Source organism: Mesorhizobium sp. M7A.F.Ca.US.002.01.1.1 (assembly GCF_004022955.1).
Lineage (GTDB): Bacteria > Pseudomonadota > Alphaproteobacteria > Rhizobiales > Rhizobiaceae > Mesorhizobium > Mesorhizobium ciceri.
The window spans coordinates 1-21,279 of sequence record NZ_RZQE01000009.1 but is presented as its reverse complement, the minus strand read 5'-3'; the positions used below and the strand labels follow the sequence as shown (position 1 = coordinate 21,279).

24 protein-coding genes and 1 pseudogene are annotated in these 21,279 nt (G+C 64.3%); 12 read left to right on the top strand and 13 right to left on the bottom strand.

All coding sequences use genetic code 11. The annotated features are described in order from the left end of the window. Positions 1-40: 40 nt before the first annotated feature. Complete coding sequence (locus tag EN932_RS02550) at positions 41-715, top strand: winged helix-turn-helix domain-containing protein (protein WP_013528648.1); 675 nt, start codon at positions 41-43, stop codon at positions 713-715. 76 nt (positions 716-791) lie between these two features. On the opposite strand, the gene ligD is transcribed toward EN932_RS02550, so the two are convergent. The 3 genes from ligD to EN932_RS02535 are packed head-to-tail and all read right to left on the bottom strand — an operon-like array spanning position 792 to position 4,416. After that, positions 792-3,305: a DNA ligase D gene (gene ligD, locus EN932_RS02545; RefSeq protein WP_127368648.1), complete on the bottom strand. Its 2,514-nt coding sequence runs from the start codon at positions 3,303-3,305 to the stop codon at positions 792-794. A 13-nt stretch (positions 3,306-3,318) separates the two neighbouring features. Further along, on the bottom strand, positions 3,319-4,188 hold the full coding sequence (locus EN932_RS02540; RefSeq protein WP_013528646.1) for a Ku protein: 870 nt from the start codon (positions 4,186-4,188) through the stop codon (positions 3,319-3,321). A gap of 12 nt (positions 4,189-4,200) precedes the next feature. Further along, a complete protein-coding gene (locus tag EN932_RS02535) occupies positions 4,201-4,416 on the bottom strand; it encodes a hypothetical protein (RefSeq protein ID WP_127218916.1) in 216 nt (71 codons plus the stop codon). 149 nt (positions 4,417-4,565) lie between these two features. Between EN932_RS02535 and EN932_RS02530 the strand changes: the two genes are divergently transcribed. Then, complete coding sequence (locus EN932_RS02530; RefSeq protein ID WP_013528645.1) at positions 4,566-4,706, top strand: hypothetical protein; 141 nt, start codon at positions 4,566-4,568, stop codon at positions 4,704-4,706. Positions 4,707-4,960: 254 nt separating this feature from the next. Further along, positions 4,961-5,347 carry a DCC1-like thiol-disulfide oxidoreductase family protein gene (locus tag EN932_RS02525; protein WP_275953346.1) on the top strand — a complete coding sequence of 129 codons (387 nt, stop codon included), beginning with the start codon at positions 4,961-4,963 and terminating at the stop codon, positions 5,345-5,347. Between the two features lie 13 nt (positions 5,348-5,360). Here the strand turns inward: EN932_RS02525 and EN932_RS02520 are convergent, their stop codons facing one another. From EN932_RS02520 to EN932_RS02510, 3 genes are read right to left on the bottom strand one after another with little or no spacing between them, the layout of a single operon-like run. After that, positions 5,361-5,744 (bottom strand): DUF1850 domain-containing protein, encoded by a 384-nt coding sequence (locus EN932_RS02520; protein ID WP_063173466.1) that lies wholly within the window; start codon positions 5,742-5,744, stop codon positions 5,361-5,363. Beyond that, a complete protein-coding gene (locus EN932_RS02515; protein ID WP_127368649.1) occupies positions 5,741-7,861 on the bottom strand; it encodes a TRAP transporter permease in 2,121 nt (706 codons plus the stop codon). Before EN932_RS02515 ends, EN932_RS02520 begins: the two co-directional genes overlap by 4 nt. 14 nt (positions 7,862-7,875) lie before the next feature. Continuing rightward, positions 7,876-8,835 (bottom strand): TAXI family TRAP transporter solute-binding subunit, encoded by a 960-nt coding sequence (locus EN932_RS02510; protein ID WP_024502189.1) that lies wholly within the window; start codon positions 8,833-8,835, stop codon positions 7,876-7,878. Positions 8,836-9,091: 256 nt separating this feature from the next. Between EN932_RS02510 and EN932_RS02505 the strand changes: the two genes are divergently transcribed. Together EN932_RS02505 and EN932_RS02500 are read left to right on the top strand one after the other, a co-directional pair. After that, positions 9,092-9,445, top strand: a complete 354-nt coding sequence (locus tag EN932_RS02505; protein ID WP_013528640.1) for a YciI family protein — start codon at positions 9,092-9,094, stop codon at positions 9,443-9,445. Further along, positions 9,445-10,689 carry an RNA polymerase sigma factor gene (locus tag EN932_RS02500; protein WP_127365457.1) on the top strand — a complete coding sequence of 415 codons (1,245 nt, stop codon included), beginning with the start codon at positions 9,445-9,447 and terminating at the stop codon, positions 10,687-10,689. Before EN932_RS02505 ends, EN932_RS02500 begins: the two co-directional genes overlap by 1 nt. A gap of 3 nt (positions 10,690-10,692) precedes the next feature. Here the strand turns inward: EN932_RS02500 and EN932_RS02495 are convergent, their stop codons facing one another. From EN932_RS02495 to hrcA, 6 genes are all read right to left on the bottom strand, one after another. Beyond that, positions 10,693-11,319, bottom strand: a complete 627-nt coding sequence (locus tag EN932_RS02495; RefSeq protein ID WP_127368650.1) for a glutathione S-transferase family protein — start codon at positions 11,317-11,319, stop codon at positions 10,693-10,695. A 129-nt stretch (positions 11,320-11,448) separates the two neighbouring features. Further along, positions 11,449-12,429, bottom strand: a complete 981-nt coding sequence (cysK, locus tag EN932_RS02490) for a cysteine synthase A (protein WP_013528637.1) — start codon at positions 12,427-12,429, stop codon at positions 11,449-11,451. A gap of 196 nt (positions 12,430-12,625) precedes the next feature. After that, positions 12,626-13,243 (bottom strand): LysE family translocator, encoded by a 618-nt coding sequence (locus EN932_RS02485; RefSeq protein WP_013528636.1) that lies wholly within the window; start codon positions 13,241-13,243, stop codon positions 12,626-12,628. A gap of 272 nt (positions 13,244-13,515) precedes the next feature. Continuing rightward, the gene (locus EN932_RS02480; protein ID WP_128368708.1) at positions 13,516-14,868 is read right to left on the bottom strand and encodes a sorbosone dehydrogenase family protein; all 1,353 of its coding nucleotides are present in this window, start codon (positions 14,866-14,868) and stop codon (positions 13,516-13,518) included. A gap of 98 nt (positions 14,869-14,966) precedes the next feature. After that, on the bottom strand, positions 14,967-15,164 hold the full coding sequence (locus EN932_RS02475) for a hypothetical protein (protein ID WP_013528634.1): 198 nt from the start codon (positions 15,162-15,164) through the stop codon (positions 14,967-14,969). A gap of 24 nt (positions 15,165-15,188) precedes the next feature. After that, a complete protein-coding gene (gene hrcA, locus EN932_RS02470) occupies positions 15,189-16,286 on the bottom strand; it encodes a heat-inducible transcriptional repressor HrcA (protein WP_027161211.1) in 1,098 nt (365 codons plus the stop codon). A 157-nt stretch (positions 16,287-16,443) separates the two neighbouring features. Between hrcA and rph the strand changes: the two genes are divergently transcribed. The 6 genes and pseudogenes from rph to EN932_RS02435 all read left to right on the top strand — a co-directional run bounded on the left by rph (position 16,444) and on the right by EN932_RS02435 (position 20,350). After that, on the top strand, positions 16,444-17,160 hold the full coding sequence (gene rph / locus EN932_RS02465; protein ID WP_013528632.1) for a ribonuclease PH: 717 nt from the start codon (positions 16,444-16,446) through the stop codon (positions 17,158-17,160). 183 nt (positions 17,161-17,343) lie between these two features. Next, complete coding sequence (locus EN932_RS02455) at positions 17,344-17,754, top strand: VOC family protein (protein ID WP_127369521.1); 411 nt, start codon at positions 17,344-17,346, stop codon at positions 17,752-17,754. After that, positions 17,754-18,401, top strand: a complete 648-nt coding sequence (rdgB, locus tag EN932_RS02450) for an RdgB/HAM1 family non-canonical purine NTP pyrophosphatase (protein WP_024502184.1) — start codon at positions 17,754-17,756, stop codon at positions 18,399-18,401. The genes EN932_RS02455 and rdgB overlap by 1 nt, the downstream gene beginning before the upstream one ends. Continuing rightward, positions 18,398-19,561 carry a radical SAM family heme chaperone HemW gene (hemW, locus tag EN932_RS02445; protein WP_127369520.1) on the top strand — a complete coding sequence of 388 codons (1,164 nt, stop codon included), beginning with the start codon at positions 18,398-18,400 and terminating at the stop codon, positions 19,559-19,561. The genes rdgB and hemW overlap by 4 nt, the downstream gene beginning before the upstream one ends. Before the next feature lie 3 nt (positions 19,562-19,564). Further along, positions 19,565-19,888 carry a low molecular weight protein tyrosine phosphatase family protein gene (locus EN932_RS02440; protein WP_127369519.1) on the top strand — a complete coding sequence of 108 codons (324 nt, stop codon included), beginning with the start codon at positions 19,565-19,567 and terminating at the stop codon, positions 19,886-19,888. Positions 19,889-19,913: 25 nt separating this feature from the next. Beyond that, positions 19,914-20,350: pseudogene (locus EN932_RS02435) on the top strand (EamA family transporter). Positions 20,351-20,423: 73 nt separating this feature from the next. On the opposite strand, the gene EN932_RS02430 reads toward EN932_RS02435, so the two are convergent. After that, positions 20,424-20,612: a hypothetical protein gene (locus EN932_RS02430; RefSeq protein WP_013528626.1), complete on the bottom strand. Its 189-nt coding sequence runs from the start codon at positions 20,610-20,612 to the stop codon at positions 20,424-20,426. A 134-nt stretch (positions 20,613-20,746) separates the two neighbouring features. Between EN932_RS02430 and rsmI the strand changes: the two genes are divergently transcribed. Continuing rightward, positions 20,747-21,279 (top strand): 16S rRNA (cytidine(1402)-2'-O)-methyltransferase (rsmI, locus tag EN932_RS02425; RefSeq protein WP_128368707.1); only part of this gene is annotated, 533 nt, incomplete at its 3' end.

Below are 21,279 nucleotides of genomic sequence, written 5' to 3'. Positions count from 1 at the left end.
AGTGATTATCTGACAAGAACGCTTCGATGAGGAACGAACTATGCGCGAAGGACCCGACATCGCCCGCATCGCCAGCCTGGTCGGCGACCCGGCACGCGCAAACATGCTAAATGCCCTGATGGGCGGCACGGCGCTGACGGCAAGCGAGCTGGCGCTCGAGGCCGGCGTCTCGCTGCCGACCGCCAGCTCGCACCTGGGCAAACTGATGGAAGGTGGGCTGCTCACGGTGGCGAGCCAGGGCCGGCATCGCTATTACGGCCTCGCCGGACCGCAGGTGGCGGGCATGATCGAAGCCATCACAGGCGTCGCGGAAGCCGTCGGTCCAAAGCGTGTGCGGCCGGGTCCGCGCGATGCAGCGATGCGCGTGGCGCGCGTCTGCTACGATCACCTCGCCGGCGAGCAGGCAGTGGCGATGCTCGACCGGCTCGTCGCCAAGAACGTACTGGTCCGCGACGAACAAGAGATCAGGCTCGGGCCATCGGCGGCTTCGCACTTCGCCGCGATCGGCATCGACGTCTACACCAAGCCGCGCCGGCCGGTATGCCGCGCCTGCCTCGACTGGAGCGTGCGCCGTTCGCACCTCGCCGGCACGCTGGGCGCCGCCATCCTCGACAAGATCCTTGCCGAGAAATGGGCGCGCCGCGAGAAGGACAGCCGCGCGGTGATTTTCTCGCTGCCGGGCAAGCAGGCTTTCGAGAAGGTGTTTCTGAGCTGAGGAGCCGACGCTGATTTCGTCACGCTGGCAGGCCAGAGGGCGCGCGAAGGATCGCTGCGCTGGGAAATTGCGCGAACTACCCCCGCTTCAACGCCTTCCCCTGCTTGAAAAATTCCCTCCACGGATCGGCTTTCGCCAGCTGCTTCAGCGTCGTCTTGTCGCCGATCGGGAAAGCGTTCGGCGGCAAGCCGGCCTCGATCTCTGGCCAGGTCACCGGCATCGACACGGTGGCGCCCTTCTTGGCGCGCGAGGAATAGGGCGCGACCGTCGTCGAGCCCTTGCCGTTGCGCAGATAGTCGACGAAGATCTTTCCCGTGCGCGCTTTTTTCGACAGCGTCGCCGTGTAGCGATCGGGGGCACCCTGCTCCAACGCGCGGGCAAAGTCATGGGCGAAGCCCTTCACCGCGTCCCATTCGGCAGACGGCTTCAGCGGCACCAGCACGTGATAGCCCTTGCCGCCCGAGGTCTTGACGAAATTCGGCAGCGACAGCTCGTCGAGCTTGCCTCTGATATCGAGCGCCGCCTCGCGCACCGCCTTCACGTCGACGCCTTCATCCGGGTCGAGATCGAAGATGATCTGGTCGGGCTTTTCGATCTCATCGATCGTGCACCCCCAGATGTGGATCTCGACCACGCCATACTGGACCAGTGCGGCAACACCATCGAAATCCCGGATGAACAGGATCTCCTCGCCGTCGGTCGGGTCCTTCATGCGCGCGATCTTATCGCTCATGCCAGCCGAGGCATGTTTCTGGAAGAAACGCTGGCCGCCGACACCGTCCGGCGCCCGCACCAGGCTGAGCGGCCGGTTGACCACGAACTGTTCCATGCGCGGCCAAACCTGTGCGTAATGATCGAGCAGGCCCTGCTTGGATATGTTTTCGTCCGGCCACAGCAGCTTGTCGGGATGCGAGAGTTTGACCGTGGTCGTGATCGACCCGGCGGCTTTGCCGCCTGATGCCGGCTTGGCCGTGCTCTTGCCTGTCGATGGCTTGCCTGTCGCCGCTTTGGGCTTTTCCTGCACGACTTCCTCCGCCGGCTTGTCCTCGCGCAACCCCTGGAACGAGGCGTGGCGTATTATACGGTCCGAGGTCCAGCTGCGAAACTCCACTTCGCCGACAAGTTCAGGCTTGACCCAGACCAGGCCCTTGCCCTTCGGCACGGCGGTGGAGAAGGGCGATGATTTTGCCGTCAACGCATCGAGTTTTGCCTTCAGCTCATTGGCGCCCTTGCCCGAAAAACCAGTGCCGACGCGGCCGGCATAATGCAGCTTGCCGCCCTCGTGGAAGCCGACCAGGATCGAGCGCAGGCCGCGCCCGGTCTTGTCCGACGGCAGGTAGCCGCCAATGACGAACTCCTGCCGCGCCGTGCATTTCGACTTCACCCAGGTTGGGCCGCGGCCGCTGCGATACGGTGCATCGGCACGCTTGGAGACGACGCCTTCCAGGCCCATCCGGCAGGCATGCTCCAGCATGATCTTGCCGGGTTCGGCGAAATGGTCGCTGAAGCGGACCGCCGCATTGTCGGGCTGTTCGCCGAGCAGTTCCTGCAAGGCCTGCTTGCGCTCGACCAGCGGCTCGCGCCGCAAATCCCTTCCATCGAGGCGCATCAGGTCGAACACGTAATAGATGAAGCGATTGGTCCGCTTCGCCGACAGGTCTTGCTGCAGCAGCGCGAAGGACGAAACACCACTGTCGGCCAACACCACCACCTCGCCATCGAGGATGGCGTCGCTGCACTTCAGCCCGGCCAACTCCGCGACGATCTCGCCGCCGAATTTCTTCGTCCAGTCGAGGCCGGTGCGGGTCAGCAGCCGCACATCGGTGCCGGCGATCTGCGCCTGCATGCGATAGCCGTCGAACTTCACCTCATGCAGCCAGTCCTTGCCCGGCGGCGCATCGCGCTCGAGCGTGGCCAGCTGCGGCTCGATAAAGTCGAGGCGTTTGCCGGCTTTTGTCTTGACGGCGGCCGGCTTGTTGGAATGCCAGACTTTCGGCTTCTCGCCCTTCGCGGTCTTGCCCTCGCCGACCTCCTCGATGGTCAGGCCCGATTTCACCGATTCAGGCGCTTCCTTGAGGATGTCCTCGCCGGGACGCGCTGCGGCATCGTCCGACTTGATCAGCAGCCAGTTGTCGCGCTTTTCACCCGCACGCGGCTTCAGCCGCACCAGATGCCATGCCCCATGCAGCTTGTGTCCCCTGAGCTCGAAGCTGATATGGCCCTTTTTCATCGCCTTGGCCGGGTCGATCTCGGGAATCCAGGTGCCCTCGTCCCAAACGATAACCGAACCGCCGCCATATTCGCCCTTGGGAATGGTGCCTTCGAACGGCGCATAGTCGATCGGGTGATCCTCGACATGGACAGCCAGTCGCTTCTCATGCGGGTCGAGGCTCGGGCCGCGCGTCACCGCCCAGCTCCACAGCACGCCGTCATGCTCGAGCCGCAAGTCGTAATGCAACCGCGTCGCGGCATGCTTGTGGATGACGAAGATGCCGCCCGCGCCGCCCTGCTTGGTCCGGGCGACCTTGCCGGCCGGTTCGGCGGTTTTCTTGAAATCGCGCTTGGAATGATATTGTTCGAGGCTGGCCATTCGTTGGGGTTCCTCACGCCGATTTGCGTTTGGGCGCGCTGGCTTTCGACTTGGCGCGTTTGGCCGCTGGCCTGGCCTTCGCCGACGAAGATGTTTTCGATGACCCGGAGTCCGACAGGCTCTTCTTCAGCGCGTCGAACAGATTGACGACATTGGAAGGTTTGGGCGCGGCCTTAGCCTTCGGCGCCTTGTGGCCGGCCTTCTTGGCGCGGATCAGCTCCAGCAGCGCGTCCTCGTATTTGTCGTCGAATTTCGAGGGATCGAACTTCGTCTTCTTCTTGTCGATGATCAACTCGGCCAGATCGGTCATCTCCTGATCGGTCTTCACGGGCTCGATGTCGCCGAAGACGGTGTCCGGTTGCCGCACCGTGTTGTCGTAGCGCAGCGTCGTCAGCACCATGCCCTTGCCGAGCGGTTCGATCACCACCGGCCGTTCGCGTCGGTAGAGCACGATACGCGCCAGCCCGGCCATCTTCTTGCCCGCCATCGCATCGCGAATGACGGCGAACGCCTCTTCCGACACCTTGTCGGCCGGCGCCACATAGTAGGGCGTGTCGAGATAGATCTGCTGGATCGAAGCTTTGTCGACGAAGCCGTCGAGCGCCATCGTGTGCGAGGATTCGATCTGCACCGCCTCGATCTCGTCTTCCTCGATATGGATGAAATTGCCATCGTCGAGTTCATAACCCTTGATCTCGTCCTCCTCCTCCAACGGCTTGCCGGTTTCGGCATCGACATAGAGGCGCTTCACCGTGTTGCCGGTCTTGCGGTTGAGAATGCGAAACGAGACCCGCTCCGTATGGGTGACGACATTGGTCAGTTCGACGGCACAGGTGACCAGCGAAAGCTTCAGATAGCCTCTCCAGGCCGGACGCGGCGCCATGATATCTTCCCTTCAGAACCAGATGAAGGTGAGAACGGACAGATCGCGCTCCAGTTCCGCGCTCCCGCGCCGATCTGGATGCCAAGGGGCCGCCTGGTTGGTTCTGGCCGCCAGCACGGAAATTTCGCGGGCTCGGCAAAAGTTGAAACAGAACCGCGCGCAGGCGACATTCAAACGAAACATATGTGATGCAAAAGTCACATTGGCCGGAATGCCAACCAACTGCACGGAAAGACCCCGAATCAGCCGCATTCCAGCCACGAAGCAAGGCATTTTCGACCAGATATTAACATCACGTTCACCGACTATTCACGCCTCGACGCTATGATGACCGCAATTCGGAAGGGACATCCGAAAATCGGGACAGGGACAAGGTAATGAACTTCCTCGCGCACCTCATCGGCTATGCCGCCGCCATCCGCGAATTCGTCGCGCCGACCTACCGGCCCGAACGCTATTACATGCGCGGCCCCGGCCCGGCCTGCGCCCGTCGCGGCAACTCGCTGGGCGCGCACTGATCATGGCTTTCGAAAATCGCCACAACAGCCGGATCTGCAGGCCGGCCGCCTCTACCCGCGCCACCACCTATCGCGCCGAGCGTCCCGCTCTCGCCGACAGGCGCCGTGCGACATCGCCACGGCTTTGATACCATCGCTGGCCGGCTTAGTGTCATAGGACACGAGCAGCCGAGGCCAGCGTGACGGACCATCCTCAACCAGTTCGACCCCAGTCAACTCGTCCCTTCGAAACAGTTCTCGACTCACGCCATCCATTGATCGTTTTCGATGGCGTCTGCGTGCTCTGCTCCGGTTTCGTGCGCATGGTGGTCAGGCTCGACCGCCAAGGCCGTTTCCGCTTCGCCACCGCGCAGTCGCCCTTCGGTGAAGCGCTGTTCCGGAAGCATGGACTGCGCACCGACTCTTACGAAACCAATCTCGTCCTGATCGACGGCGTCGCCTTCACGCGGCTGGACAGTTTTGTCGCCGTCATGGCGGAACTCGGCTGGCCTTGGCGGGCGGCCAAAGCACTGTTGCTGTTGCCGCGCCCGCTGCGTGGTTGGCTCTATGATCGCATCGCCAGGAACCGCTACGCCCTGTTCGGCAGGAAGGACGCTTGCGACATTCCTTCTCCGGAGCTGCGCGAGCGGTTCCTTGGCTGAGGGTGGCTATGCGCTACCGCGGCTGGCTCGTGCCATCCGGCCGGCACGGCTCGAGCACGATCGGTCCGCCTGCCGTCCTCCCCAATTCCCGGCAGCCCTGAACCGTGCACAGTGTCCAGCCGTCGCTGGTTGCACCTGAAGCGGCGAGCACGACGCGCCGCTGCGGGCCGACATCAGGCGCATAGCTCCACCAACCCTCCTTCAGCACAGCGCCTTCCGGTGGCTCCATGCCGGCGCCCGAGCCCTCGATCCGGGCTTCGACCACCTGCAGGCCGGAGGACGTGACCTTCCAGTCTTCTTGCCAGCGCGTCCGTTCCACCGAATGCGTCCAGGACAGCGTGAAGGCGGCGACGGAGAGCGTTACCGTCTTGCCCGCGGCCAGGAGGCATAGGCTCATGTTCTGACTGAAGCCTGCCGCGCGCGAAAACAGTGCCAGCCGATCCAGGCCAGCGCCAGCACCCAGCCGGCCTCGTCGGTGAGCGGCACCGCGGCGACCAGCAGCACGCCGGCCGCGAAGGCGACGAGCCGCTCCCACCACGCCATGCGGGTGACCAGAAAACCGACGGCGGCGGCACCCCACAGCACGATGCCCATGCACGCCTTGGCGACGATGTAGCCGACCTCGACGGGATAGCCGAACTGGGCGGCGATCGGACCTGCGTCCTGCAGCATCAGCGCCGGCGTGTAGACCGCCATGAACGGCACGACGAAGCCGGCAATGGCCAGCTTGGTCGCCTGGATGCCGATTTTCAGGCCGCTTTCCCTGGCCATCGGTGCGGCGGCGAACGCCGCCAGCGCCACCGGGGGCGTCAAATCGGCCATGATGCCGAAATAGAACACGAACATGTGGCTGACCAGCAGCGGCACGCCAAGCTCGAGCAGCGCCGGCCCGGCCAGCGACGAGGTGATGATGTAGTTGGGAATGGTGGGAATGCCCATGCCCAGCACCAGGCAGGTGACCATGGTCAGCACCAGCGACAGGAACAAATTGTCCTCGCCGATCGAGATGATCCAGCCGATGAAGGTCGAAGCGATGCCGGTCAGCGTCAGCGTGCCGATGACGATGCCGACAATGGCGCAGGCAATGCCGACCGGCAGCGCGTTCTTGGCGCCTTCGGCGAGCGAGTCGACACAGATTTGCAACGTCTCGCGGCCGCCCTTGAACGTGAAGCAGGCGACGACCAGTGCGGCGATCACCAGGCCGAGGAGGTTGACGCCGAACTTCATGAACGAAGCGGCGGCAAGCCCGAGCGCGATCCAGAAGACGATGCGGAAGGCCAGCGGCCCGATCGCTGCCGCCAACGGCGTGCCGAGGATGAGCACGATGGTCAGCGCCAGGCCCATCGTGCCGGCGAAGATCGGCGTATAGCCGGCAAACAGCAGGTAGATGAGCGCGGCCAGCGGCAGCACCAGCGGCCAGTGTTGCCGCACCGCGTCCCACGGATTGGGCAGCTCGGCCTTGGCCATGCCGTGCAGGCCCGCCTTGCCGGCTTCCAGATGCACCTGCCAGAAGCAGGCGCCGAAATAGAGCAGCGCCGGGATGATCGCCGCCTTGACCACTTCGGCATAAGGCACGTTCAGCGTCTCGGCCATGATGAAGGCGACCGCACCCATTACCGGCGGCATGATCTGGCCGCCCATCGAGGAGGTCGCCTCGACGGCGCCGGCAAAAGCCGAGCGGAAGCCGAAGCGCTTCATCAGCGGGATGGTGAACTGGCCGCTGGCCACCACATTGGCGACGCCCGAGCCGGAAATGGTGCCCATCAGCGCCGAGGACAGGACGCAGACCTGCGCCGGGCCGCCGCGCCACGAGCCGACCAGGCCAAGCGCGAAATCGTTGAACAGCGCGATCATGCCGGCGCGTTCTAGAAAGGCGGCAAAGACGACGAAGATGAAGATGTAGGCGGCCGAGACATAGATCGGCGTGCCGTAGATGCCTTCGGTGCCGTAGGCGAAGGTGTCGACGAGCTGGGCGAAATCATAGCCGCGATGGATGAGCGGCGGCGGCAAATGGTTGCCGAAAAAGCAGTAGGCGAGAAAGATGAAAGCGATGACCGCCAGCGGCAGCCCCATCAGCCGCCGCGCTGCCTCGAAGACCAGCACCACCAGCACCGCGCCGAAGATGAGGTCCGGCGTGGTCAGGAAGCCGGAGCGGCGGATCAGATCGGTGTAGAACACCCAATTGTAGAGGCCGGTGCCGAAGCCGAGCGCCCCGAGCGTCCAGAACGCGGCTTTCGCCGGCATGCTCTTGGCGCGTAGATTGGCGATCAGGCCAAAGCCGAGCAGCAGCAGGAAGCCGACATGCATGGCCCGCACCACTTGGCTCGGAATGCTGCCATAGGCGGCGACATAGATCTGGAACACGGAAAAGGCGACGGCGATGAGAAAGGCGGCCTTGCCCGCAAGGCCGTCGCCGAAGCCCGGCGGCAGCCCTTCGACCTGTTCTTCGACGGCAGGCAGATGGAAGGTGGCGGATTTGCCGTCGGTTGACGTTCCAGACGTTGCTTCGGTCATCCGACGGACCCGCCCTACTTCAACAAGCCCTTCTCCTTGTAGTACCGCTCGGCACCGGGGTGCAGCGGCACCGGCATGCCGTCGAGCGCCTTGGCCGGGTCGATCGCCTTGGCGGCGGCATGTGCCGCAGCCAGTTGGTCGAGATGGTCGAACATCAGCTTGGTCATCTGGTAGGCGGTCTCGTCGGAGACATCGGCGCGGGTGATGAGGAAATTGCCGACGGCGGCGGTGGCGACATCCTCGCTCTGGCCTTCATAAGTGCCCTTGGGAATGACCACCGACAGATAGGGCGCGCCGATCTTGGCGACGTCCTCGGCCGGCACCGCCACGACATTGATCGGCACGGAGGTGGCGAGGTCGCGGATCGAGGCGACGCCGAGCCCGGCCGATTGCAGCGTGGCGTCGAGCTGCCGGTTCTTGATCAGCTCGACCGATTCGGCGAAGGGCAGATACTCGACCCGGCCGAGATCCTCATACTTCAACCCGGCGGCGGCGAAGATGGCGCGGGCATTGAGCTCGGTGCCGGAGGCCGGCGCGCCGACCGACAGGCTCTTGCCCTTGAGGTCGGCCAGCGTCTTGATGCCGGACTCCCGGCTGGCGACGATCTGGATGTAGTTGGGATAGATGGCTGCGATGCCGCGCAACTTATCGAGCTTGCCGGGGAAACCGGCCTCGGCATTGCCTTCGGCGGCCAGCTTGACGGAATCGCCCAGCGCAAACGCGATCTCGCCCTTGCCCTGCTGCAACAGATTGAGGTTTTCGACCGAAGCCTTTGTTGCCTGCACCTGGGTGCGGGCGCCTTCGATGCCCTTGCCGTAGATTTCCGACAGTGCCACGCCGAGCGGATAATAGACGCCAGATGTGCCGCCGGTGAGCACATTGATGAATTCCTGCGCCTTGGCGGAAACAGCGCCTAGGCCAAGCGACAGCGCCACGGCGCCGGCCGCAACAAGTTTCGTCCTGAAATGGAACATCTGATTTCCTCCCTGAAATAGCAGCCGCATCACCTCCCTGACGCGAACAGAAGCGAGTTTAGACAGCGAGATGGAAATGCCAACCCGCAATCCCATGCGTTAGACGAATGGTTGAGTGCGGATGCACAGATGGCCGCTTGCGTGAAATGTCTTCGGAGCCGAAAGATTTTTCCAATGCCTGTCGAAATCGGCCAGGGCCGCGCGACATACGTCCGGCTCGCAAACGAAGCAGCCTTCGAAACAACGGGAGAAGACCATGCGATACATGCTTTTGATCTACGTCAATGAAGCCGCGATGGCGGCCGCGCCGACCGATAAGACCTACGAGATCAGCGCTGCCTATGGCGCGTATACCGATGCGTTGAAGAAATCCGGCGCCTGGCTGGCCGGCGACCGGCTGAAGCCGACCCAGGCCGCCACTTCGGTGCGGATGGTCAATGGCAAGACCAACGTGCTCGATGGCCCCTATGCCGACACCAAGGAGCAGCTTGCGGGCTTCTACATGATCGAGGCCGAGGATGCCGATGCCGCTATCGCCTGGGCGGCGCGCTGCCCCGCGGCCAGCGCCGGCACGGTCGAGCTGCGGCCGATCTGGGAACAGACCATGTGATGGAAAGTGGCCTGGAGATCGCGCGGGCGGCAGCGGAAACCGCCGCCCGGCAAAGCTACGGCAAGCTTGTCGCCTGGCTCGCGGCCCGCACGCGCGACGTGGCCGCAGCCGAGGACGCGCTGGCCGATGCCTTTGCCGCCGCCCTCGAACGCTGGCCAAGAACCGGCGTACCCAAGAAACCGGAAGCCTGGCTGCTGGCGGTGGCAAGGCGGCGCCGCGTCGATGCGGTGCGGCGCCGGCTGACCAGCGAGGCCGGCCGCGAGCATCTCAAGCTGATTGCCGAGGAAGCGGAGGCGCGCATGACCGACGAAGACCTGCCCGACGAGCGGCTGCGGCTGATGTTCGCCTGCGCCCATCCGGCGATCGAATCGAGCGTGCGTTCGCCGCTCATCCTGCAGACGGTGCTGGGGTTCGACGCCGCGACGATCGCTTCCGCCTTCCTGGTCTCGCCGGCAACGATGGGCCAGCGCCTGGTGCGAGCCAAGTCCCGCATCCGTGAAACCGGTATTCCGTTCCGCGTGCCGGAGCAGGCCGAACTCGGCGAACGGCTGGATGCGGTGCTGGAAGCGATCTACGCCGCCTTCGCCGAAGGCTGGTCCGACCCGGCGGGCACCGAGACGCGAGGGCGCAATCTGGCGACCGAAGGCATTTGGCTCGGCCGGCTGGTGGCTTCGCTGTTGCCGGAGGAGCCGGAGGCGCTGGGCCTCCTGTCGCTGATGCTGTTTGCTGAGTCGCGCCGCGCCGCACGGCGCAGCGCCGCCGGCGACTTCGTGCCGCTGGCGGAACAGGATTGCCTTCTATGGGACCGCGCCCTGATCGATGAGGCGGAGGCGCTGCTTTCCAACGCCGCGGCCAAGGGCATCATCGGCCGCTACCAGCTTGAGGCGGCCGTGCAGTCCGCGCATGCGGCACGACGGCTGACCGGCCGCACCGACTGGGCGGCGATCCGCGAGCTCTACGATGCGTTGCTTTCGATCGCAGGATCGCCGGTGGTGGCGATAAACCGCGCGGTGGCGATCGCCGAGGCCGAGGGCGCAGTGGCGGGATTGGCGGCCCTCTACGTGCTGGGCGACGACAAACGGCTTGATGACTATCAGCCCTATTGGGCCGCACGCGCCGGTCTCCTGGCCAGGCTTGGTCAGGTACCGCAAGCCTGCGAAGCCTATGACCGGGCGATCGGCCTCGAGCGCGACCCGGCGGTGCGCCGCTTCCTGCAGGAAAAGCGGGCAGTGCTCAGAAATTGAGCTTCAGCCCGGCCACATCTCGTGCGAGGTGTTGAGCGTCTTCATCAGCGGATGGTCGCGCAGCCGCGCCCACAGGCGTTCAATGTTCGGCCATGCCGTCCACGCGCTGTCGATGTCGGGATGCCAGGCCACCAGCATGACCAGATAGATGTCGGCCAGCGACATCCGGTCGCCGACCAGCCAGTCACGGCCTTCGAGCGCGGCATCCAGAACGGCAAAGCCACGGTCCATCTCGGCCACGGCTGCCTGCTTGACCGCCTTGGTGCCTTCGGGATCGGCAGTGTAGCGGTATGCGTAGTAGAAACGCAGCACCGCCGGATAGAGCACCGACGACATGAAGGCCATCCAGCGCAGGAAATCGGCGCGGGCAGGCGCGTCTGCTGCCGGCGCCAAATTGGCATCGGGATGACGCTCGGCAAGCAGGATGCAGATCGCCGCCGATTCCGTCATCGAGCTTCCGTCCGGCAAGGTCAGCACCGGCACCTGGTTCAACGGACTGATGTCGAGGAAGGCGGGGTCGGGCCGGTCGGTCTTCGGCACGTCGATCTGCTCGAACTGTGCATTCGCCAACGCCAGCGCTGCCTCGACGACGAAGCCGCCGCTGCCAGGACGGGTATAAAGCTTGTACATGAAATTCTCCCCCGGCCGCGCAAAGCAGGCCGGGGCGATATGAACCGGAAGCGGTGCCGCGCTCAAGCCGCCGATGGCGGCCACGCGCGTGTTTTCAGCGGGCCAGCTTGGACGCGAAGGAGCGTCGGACTACGATCCCAGCCCCTCGAACAGGATTGTCGACAGATAGCGCTCGGCGAAGGACGGGATGACCACCACAAGATTTTTGCCCTTGTTCTCCGGCCGCGAGCCGACGACGATGGCCGCCTGCAGGGCGGCGCCCGAAGAGATGCCGACCGGCACGCCTTCGAGGCGGGCGACGAGGCGGGCATTGGCCACCGAATCCTCGTTCGACACCTTGACGATCTCGTCATAGATCGTCGTGTCGAGGATCTTGGGCGCAAAACCGGCGCCGATGCCCTGGATCTTGTGCGGGCCGGGCTGGCCGCCCGACAGAACCGGCGAGGAGTCGGGCTCGACAGCGACGACATGCACGGAGGGCTTGCGCTTCTTCAGCACCTGGCCGACGCCGGTGATGGTGCCGCCGGTGCCGATGCCGGCGACGAAGATATCGACCTCGCCATGCGTATCGTTCCAGATTTCCTCGGCCGTCGTCGTGCGGTGGATTTCCGGATTGGCCGGGTTCTCGAACTGCTGCGGGATGATCGCATTGGGGATCGTCGCTGCCAGTTCGTCGGCCTTGGCGATGGCGCCTTTCATGCCTTTCGGACCCTCGGTCAGCACCAGCTCGGCGCCGAGCAGCGCCAGCATTTTCCGGCGCTCGACCGACATTGTTTCGGGCATCGTCAGGATCAGCTTGTAGCCCTTGGCCGCGGCGGCGAAGGCAAGCGCGATGCCGGTGTTGCCCGACGTCGGTTCGATCAGCGTTGTCTTGCCGGGAGAAATCTTGCCTGATGCCTCAAGCGCCTCGATCATCGCCACGCCAATGCGGTCCTTGACCGAGGCGATCGGATTGAAGAATTCGAGCTTGGCGATGAGATTGGCGACGATGCCCTTTTCCCTGGCGAACTTGTCGAGCCGCACCAGGGGCGTGTCGCCGATCGTATCGGTGATGGAATTGTAGACGCGGCCGCGGCCGGGCACGCGGGCTGATGTGGCGGACTTGTTCATTTGTTTCGCTCCCAGAACTTCAGGCGAGTAAGGATTTCAGGCAGTGGAATTGCAGCCGGCAAGATAGGGCCTTCGGTCGCGCAAGATAGACTGTCGGCTGAAAATATCCGAGTGGGACCTGTCTCTAAAACCGTGCCGTCCCGGAAAAGCATTTCTCGCAAAGGCCTGTTTGCGAAATGCTTTGGCCGAAAGCTCTCTATTGCCGAGCGGCAATCGCTGCAGCAGCACCGACCATGAAGCCGGCCGCCGTGCGGTTCAGCGCCTTGAGCGCGCGGGGCGATTTCAGAAACCAGCGCGCCTTGGCCGCCAGCGCCAGATACGGCACCAGCACCACCAACAGCACGACAACGGTCAGCGCGACGAGGATGCCGTAATCCGCCAGCGTGATGGTTTTCAGGTCGACGATGGTCGGCGTGATCGCGAGATAGAAGATCATCGTCTTCGGATTGCCGAGGGTAACGGTCAGGCCGGCGGCAAAGCTCGACAGCAAGCCGCCCTTGCCTTTTCCGGCCTCGACGGTCTCGGGCGTGATGCCGCTGTTCCAGAAGCGCCAGCCGAGAAAGGCGAGATAGGCGACGCCGAGCCATTTGATGGCCAGGAAAACCATGCCGAAGGATTGTGCGACGAAGGCGAGGCCAAGCACCACGGCGGTCAGATAGGTGATGTCGCCAACCATCAGGCCAAACGACATCGCCAGCGACGATCGGAAGCCTGAGCCGAGCGCACGGGCGACCAGCGCGGTGATGCCGGGACCAGGAATCGCGGCGGCGATGCCGAGGGCCGCACTATAGGCGAGGAATCCGGTAAGGGTCATGGCACTGGTCTCGGATCAGAGCGTTTTATTGCATGGGACAGGCCAAGATTGAATTTCCTGGGGCCGGATTCTATTGCACCAGATATCGAGGGCTCGCCTTACGAAGCCCCCTCATCCGGCCGCTTCGCGGCCACCTTCTCCCCGAGGGGAGAAGAGACGGGCGCCAGCGTCTGCTGACTCCTCTCCCCTCGGGGAGAGGTCGGATTGTCCCGAATTGCTCTTCGCAATTCGGTTGGCAATCCGGGTGAGGGGGCCTGCGTTACCTGAGCAGATCAGGACGGACCGTCGCCATGGGTGACACGCCAGATGGTGCCGTTGCCGTCCTCGCTGACGATCAGCGCACCGTCGCTCGCAATCGCCACGCCGACCGGCCGGCCCCAGACCTCACCGTTGGAAACAACGAAGCCGGTGATGAAATCCTCATACGCGCCGGTCGGCTTGCCGTCCTTGAACAGCAACCGCACCACCTTGTAGCCGGTCCTGTTGCCGCGGTTCCATGAACCATGCAGAGCGACGAACGCATCGCCCTTGTATTCAGCTGGAAAGCTCTTCCCCTCGTAAAAGGCGATGGTGAGCGGCGCCGAATGCGCCTGCATCAGCACATCGGGAACGGTCGTTTTGCCGGCAAGATCGGGGCGCTCACCCTTGTGGCGCGGATCCTCATTGTTGCCGATATAGTACCAGGGCCAGCCATAGAAGGCACCCTCCTTGACCACGGTCGCGTATTCGGGCGGCACATTGTCGCCAAGCGCATCGCGTTCGTTGACGACGCACCACAGCGCGCCGGTCGCCGGCTGCACAGTCATACCCGAGCAGTTGCGCAGGCCGGCGGCAAAGATGCGGCCGTTCTTGCCATCGGGATCGAAGGCCAGCACGTCGGCGCGGCCGTCTTCAGAACCCCAGGCTGCACCCAGCGGCTGCGATTTCGCCCAGGCATCGAGTCCGCCTTTCGGCTCCCGGCCCATGTCCTCGGCGACATTCGATCCCGAGCCGACCGAAAGGTAAAGCGTCTTGCCGTCCGGCGAGAAGGCGATATCGCGGGTCCAGTGATGACTGGCGGGGGTGTTGCCGACGATGGTTTCCGGGTCGCCGGAGGCCTTCAGGTCGCCATTGCGGTAGGCAAAGCGCACGATGCTGTCGCTGTTGGCGACATAGACCCATTGCGGGTCAGCGCCCGGCGGATAGAAGGCAATGCCATAGGGCCGGTTGAGATTGCCGGCAAAGATGCCGTCCTGCGCCGGCTTCGCACTGCCTTCGGCGAGGCGATAGATGCGGACCTGGTTGGCTTTGCTGTCGGCGACGAACAGGTCGCCATTCGGTGCGACGCGTACGACGCGTGGATTGTCGATGCCCGATGCAACCAGCTCGGCCGAGAAACCCGGCGGCAGTTGCAGCTTCGCGTCTGCCGGCATGTCCGCGATGCCGGCGCTGTTCGAGGTCGACCGGGTGGCATTGGGCTTGGGCAGATCATCCGGTCTGATCAGGCGGCGGGTGCCCGGCTTGTCCGCTCGCCAGTCGCCGAAGGCAGCCGCGCCTTTCAGCACCGGTTCGTCCGCCTGCTGGGCGAATGAAGCGGTCGAGAGAAACAGTGCGGCGGAAAGTGCGGGGCCGGCAAAACGCATCATTCGGTCCTCCAGTGTTCGGGCGTGAAAACAGGAACGACCGGTTTCGTCGATCGTTCCACGGCACACGATGAGGTGAAGGAAGCTTGCGGTTTTCCGGTTCAGGTCCCGGCGGCGTAGAAATCGTCGTCGAGGCGTTTTTCCAACTCGACGAGGTCGGCCGGCAGCGGCAGGCCCATGGCGCGCATTTCCCGTAGCTTTTCGCGCAGCTGCTCCTGGATCTCGTGCTGGTCTTCCGGCTGGTTGACCATCTCCTCCAGCAGCAGGCTGATCCGGGCCTTGAATTCTTCGAGCGCCATCGTCGTCTCCTCGGTTGGATCAGCTCAGCGCAGCATGCGTGAAATCAGCTGCGCCGTATAGTCGACCATTGGGACGATGCGCGCGTAATTCAGCCGGGTCGGGCCGATGACGCCGAGCGCGCCGACGACGCGGGCATCCTTGTCGCGATAGGGGGCGACGACCAGCGACGAGCCCGACAGCGAAAACAGCTTGTTTTCCGAGCCGATGAAGATGCGCACACCCGAGCCCTGCTCGGCGAGGTCAAGCAGCTGGATAAGCCCGTCCTGCGTCTCCATGTCCTCGAACAGATGGCGCAGCAGCTCGATGTCGGCCTGGGCGGTAACGTTTTCAAGCAGATTGGCACGCCCGCGCACGATGAGCCGTGCCGGCAGGCCGCTGTCGGCGCCGGCCCACACCGCCAGCCCCTTCTCCACCAGGTCCTGCGACAGCGTGTCGAGCGCGGCCCTGGTTTCTTCCTTGATGCGAGCGATCTCGATCCGCGCCTCGGCAAGCGTGCGACCGCGTATATGGGCGTTGAGGAAATTCGAGGCCTCGTGCAGTTGCGAGACGGTGATGCCGGCGGGCAGGTCGACGACGCGGTTTTCGACGTCGCCATTCTGCGACACCAGCACCGCCAGCGCCTTCGTCGGCTCAAGCTGGATGAATTCGATGTGCTTCAGCGCCACCTCGTTCTTGGCGGCCAGCACCAGGCCGGCGCCGCGCGACATGCCCGACAGCATCTGGCTGGCCTCGGTCAGCATGTGCTCCAGCGTCGCACCGGAGCCGGACGCCCGCACCTGTGCCTCGATGGCGCGGCGCTCCTCGTCGGAAAGGTCGCCAAGCTCCATGAAGGCATCGACGAAGAAACGCAGGCCGGCCTGCGTTGGCAGCCGGCCGGCCGAAATGTGCGGCGCGTAGATCAGGCCGAGATGCTCGAGGTCGCTCATCACGTTGCGGATGGTCGCCGGCGACAGCGAGGACGGCAGGATACGCGACAGGCTGCGCGATCCCACCGGTTCACCGTCCCTGAGATAGGAATCGACGATGCGCCGGAAGATGTCGCGGGAACGCATGTCGAGCGCCTGGAATACTGGCGACTGAAGCGCGGGCGACTGCGAACTCGGATCGACTGCCTTGGTCATACGGCCAAAAACCTCCGGCCCAAGGATATAGACTTACACCGCACCCGCGCAACCCGGTGTCTGTGTCCGATCGTCAGCCCATTTTCCTTTGCGCCACGCGTCCCATGCGGTTACAAGCCGGCCAAGATTCCGAAAAATGACAAGAAAGCAGCCCTGAATGCGCCCTTCCAAACGCCAATTCGACGAAATGCGTGCCATCTCCTTCGAGCGTGGCGTCTCCAAGCATGCCGAAGGCTCATGCCTGGTGAAGTTCGGCGACACGCATGTCCTGTGCACGGCCAGCCTCGAGGAAAAAGTGCCGGGTTGGATGCGCAACTCCGGCAAGGGCTGGGTGACGGCGGAATACGGCATGCTGCCGCGCTCGACCGGCGAGCGCATGCGCCGTGAGGCTTCGGCCGGCAAGCAGGGCGGCCGCACGCTGGAAATCCAGCGGCTGATCGGCCGCTCCTTGCGCGCCGTGGTCGATTTGCAGGCGCTGGGCGAACAGCAGATCACCGTCGACTGCGACGTCATCCAGGCCGATGGCGGCACCCGCACCGCCTCGATCACCGGCGGCTGGGTGGCGCTGTATGACTGCCTGCGCTGGATGGAAGCCCGCCAGATGGCCAGCGTCGCCAAGGTGCTGAAGGACCATGTCGCGGCGATCTCCTGCGGCATCCATGACGGCCAGCCGGTCATCGACCTCGACTATATCGAGGATTCCGCAGCCGGCACCGACGCCAATTTCGTCATGACCGGCAAGGGTGGCATCGTCGAGATCCAGGGCACCGCCGAGGGCGAGCCTTTCTCCGAGGAGCAGTTCGCGGACTTGATGGGCCTGGCCAAGAAAGGCATCCAGCGCCTGGTGAGTTTGCAGCAGATGGCGGTGGCTTAGTTTTTAGATGTCGAGCCTGAGCGCCCCCCTCTGGCCTGCCGGCCATCTCCCCCTCAAGTGGGGAGATCGGATGTCGTCTAGGGCTTCGCCAATCTCCGGCGTTGTAGGGTGCGCGACAATGCAGAAGCTGCCAATCTCCCCACCTGAGGGGGAGATGGCCGGCAGGCCAGAGGGGGGCGCCTCGTGACACCCTCCGCGATCCTGGAATCGGCCCTCTACGTCACAGACCTGCCCGCCGCCGAAACCTTCTACACCGACATCCTCGGCCTCAATCTCCTCGGCAAGGTCGACGGCCGCCACCTCTTCTTCCGCTGCGGCCCCGGCGTGCTGCTCGTCTTCAACGCCGAGGCAACCAAAATCCCGCCGGCGCCTGACGCGAGGCTGCCGGTGCCACCGCACGGCGCGGTCGGCCAAGGTCATCTCTGCTTTACGGCGACCGCCGATGAAATCGCCGGCTGGAAAACCCATCTGGAGGCAAAGAAGATCGCCATCGAGAGCGAATTCGAGTGGCCGCAGGGCGGCCGTTCGATCTATATACGCGACCCCTCGGGCAATTCGATCGAATTTGCCGAGCCAAGAATCTGGGGCCTTTGATGCATTCTCTCGATGGCAAGAAGATCGTCGTCGCCAGCCATAATGAGGGCAAGCTGCGCGAATTCGCCGACCTGATGGGACCGTTCGGCTTCGAAGCGAAGTCGGCCAGGGAGTATGGCCTGCCGGAGCCGGACGAGACCGGCACCACCTTCGAGGAGAACGCCTACATCAAGGCGCTCGCCGCCGCCAAGGCGACCGGCCTGCCGGCGCTGTCGGACGATTCCGGCCTGTGCGTCGACGCGCTTGACGGCGCGCCCGGCGTCTACACCGCCAACTGGGCCGAAACCCCGGACGGTTCGCGTGACTTCGGCATGGCCATGCAACGCACCGAAGTGGCGCTGCAGGAGGTCGGCGCCGCCTTGCCGGAGCAGCGCAAGGGACGCTTTGTCGCCGTCATCTGCCTGGCGTTTCCCGACGGCGAGGCGGAATATTATCGCGGCGAGGCCGAGGGCACGCTGGTCTGGCCACCGCGCGGCGAGCTCGGCTTCGGCTACGATCCTGTGTTCCTGCCCGATGGCTTCGAAAAAACCTTCGGCGAAATGAGCGCCGAGGAAAAGCATGGCTGGAAGCCCGGCCAGGCCACGGCGCTGTCGCACCGCGCCCGCGCCTTCCAGAAATTCGCCCAAGCTCGATTGGGCTCGGCATGAGCATGCTGCTCGACCGGGCGCCCGGCTTCGGCGTCTATGTCCACTGGCCGTTCTGCGCGGCCAAATGCCCCTATTGCGACTTCAACAGCCATGTTCGCCACCAGCCGGTCGACCAGGAGCGCTTTGCCGCCGCCTTCGAGGCCGAACTGGCGACGATGCGCGAGCGCACCGGGCCGCGCGAGGTGACCAGCGTTTTTCTAGGCGGCGGCACGCCCTCGCTGATGAAGCCGGAAACCGTGGCCAGGGTTCTGGACGCCGTGGCGAAGAACTGGACGGTGCCTGCCGGCATCGAGGTGACGCTGGAGGCCAATCCGTCCTCGGTCGAGGCCGAGCGCTTTCGCGGCTACCGGGCAGCCGGCGTCAATCGCGTGTCGCTCGGCGTGCAGGCGCTGAACAACAAGGATTTGCGCTTCCTCGGCCGTTTGCACAATGTCGAACAGGCCCTGCACGCCATCGGCTTCGCGCGGGAAATATTCCCAAGGCTGTCCTTCGACCTGATCTACGCCCGCCCCGGCCAGACGCCGGAGGCTTGGGCATCGGAGCTGGAACAGGCGATCGGCCATGCCGCCGACCATCTGTCGCTCTACCAGCTGACCATCGAGGAAGGCACGCCCTTCCACGCGCTGCATGCGGCAAAGAAATTCGTCATCCCCGACAACGACCATGCCGCCGACCTCTATGCGCTGACGCAGGAGATCACCACGGCGCACGGCCTGCCGGCCTACGAGATTTCCAACCACGCCAGGCCGGGCGCCGAGAGCCGGCACAACCTGACCTATTGGCGCTATGGCGAATATGTCGGCGTCGGGCCGGGCGCGCATGGCCGCTTCGTCGAGAACGGCCGCCGCACGGTGACAATCGCCGAGCGGATGCCGGAAACCTGGGCCAATCTGGTCGAGGCCAAGGGCCATGGCGTCACCGGCGGCGAGATCCTGACGCGCTCGGAAGAGGCCGACGAATTCCTGCTGATGGGCCTGCGGCTGGCCGAAGGCATCGATCTCTCCCGCTACGAGGCGTTCTCCGGGCGCGGCCTGTCGAGCGCGCGGCTGTCGATGCTGCAGGGCGAAGGGCTGGTGGCGCCGATCGGCAATGCGCGCCTGCGCGCCACGGCCGCCGGCATGATCGTGCTCGACGCGGTGGTCGCCGATCTGGCGCGCTAACCCTTGAAGAACGTCCTTTTCGTCTGCAGCCAGAACCGCTTGCGCAGCCCGACCGCCGAACAGGTGTTTTCAACGCGCCGTGATATCGAGGTGGCCTCGGCCGGAACCAACCACGATGCCGACACGCCGCTGACGCATGAGCTGGTCGCTTGGGCCGACATCATCTTCGTCATGGAAAAGGCGCACCGCACCAAGCTGCAGAAGAAATTCAGGGCCAGCCTGAAGAAGGCGCGTGTGATCTGCCTCGACATACCTGACAATTATGAATTCATGGATCTGGAGTTGATTGGCCTTCTGAAGGCACGCATTTCGCGGTATCTCGGTTAAGACGCCATCCGCGAAGGCCACCCGCATGAACCTGACCGTATCCTCCTGGCAATTCTGGGCACTGCTCTCGGCTGCATTCGCTGCCCTGACGGCGATCTTCGCCAGGTCGGCATCGAGAACATCAATTCCGATTTCGCCACCTTCATCCGCACGATCATCATCCTGATCGTGCTCGGTGCCATCCTGCTCGCCAGCGGCCAATTCCAGTCGCCGGCTACGATCTCGGGAAAGACCTGGGCTTTCCTCGCCCTGTCCGGTCTGGCGACCGGCGCTTCATGGCTCTGCTATTTTCGCGCCCTGAAGATCGGCAATGCGGCGCAGGTGGCGCCGATCGACAAGCTAAGCGTCGTGCTTGTGGCGGTGTTTGGCGCGGCCTTTCTCGGCGAGCGGTTGTCCGGAGCGAACTGGCTTGGCGTCGCCCTTATCGCGGCGGGTGCTGTGCTGGTCGCCTATCGAGGGTAGTTGCGCGCCATGGCGTGCGTTCTTCGTTTCAAGACGGGTGATGAAGATATCGAAGCGATTGGGCATCGTCCGGTCAGTGCTCCGTCGTGCTGTCGGGTTTGTTGTCGGAAAGGCTGACGTTCGTCGGCAAGGTGCTGGCGACGCGCTCTTCGGTCAGGCTGTGCTCGGTCTTGGCAGACGGGCGCTTGTCCCTGGGGGTGGCAACGCGGTTGCGGCCGGCATAGTAGGGTTCGAAAGCGTCTTGTATCTTGAGGCTGTCCATCCTGTCCTCCTCCGGAATCAGGGGGCTAATCTGCCAACGCCGGTTTGGTTCCCCACTGTGGCAAAGGAAAGGCGAATTCCCTACATCGGCATCAGCTTTTGCAAGCCCGCGTCAGCCGTGCCAAACAGGGCTGAATGGAGAAGTCGTCAGTGACCGCAGAGACGGGCAAGCGCAGCTATGTGGTCGGGCAGACCGAGATCGCGGCCCGGCCGCTGGAGCCGGCGCTCTATCTGGTGGCGACGCCGATCGGCAATCTCGCCGACATCACGCTGCGCGCGCTGGAGACGCTGGCCGCCGCCGACATCGTCGCTTGCGAAGACACACGGGTGTCGCGCGTGCTGCTCGACCGTTATGGCATCCGCCGCCGCACCACAGCCTATCATGAGCATAATGCAGGCGAGGCCGGGCCGAAGCTGATCGCGGCGCTGCAGGCCGGACAGAGCGTGGCGCTGATCTCCGATGCCGGCACGCCGCTGGTGTCCGATCCCGGCTACCGGCTGGTCGGCGAGGCGCTCGACCACGGCATTCGCGTCGTGCCTATCCCCGGCCCATCGGCGCCGCTCGCGGCGTTGACCGCATCCGGCCTGCCCTCCGATGCCTTCATGTTCGCCGGATTTTTACCGGTGAAGACCGGGCAGCGGCTGACGCGGCTGGAGGCACTGAAAGC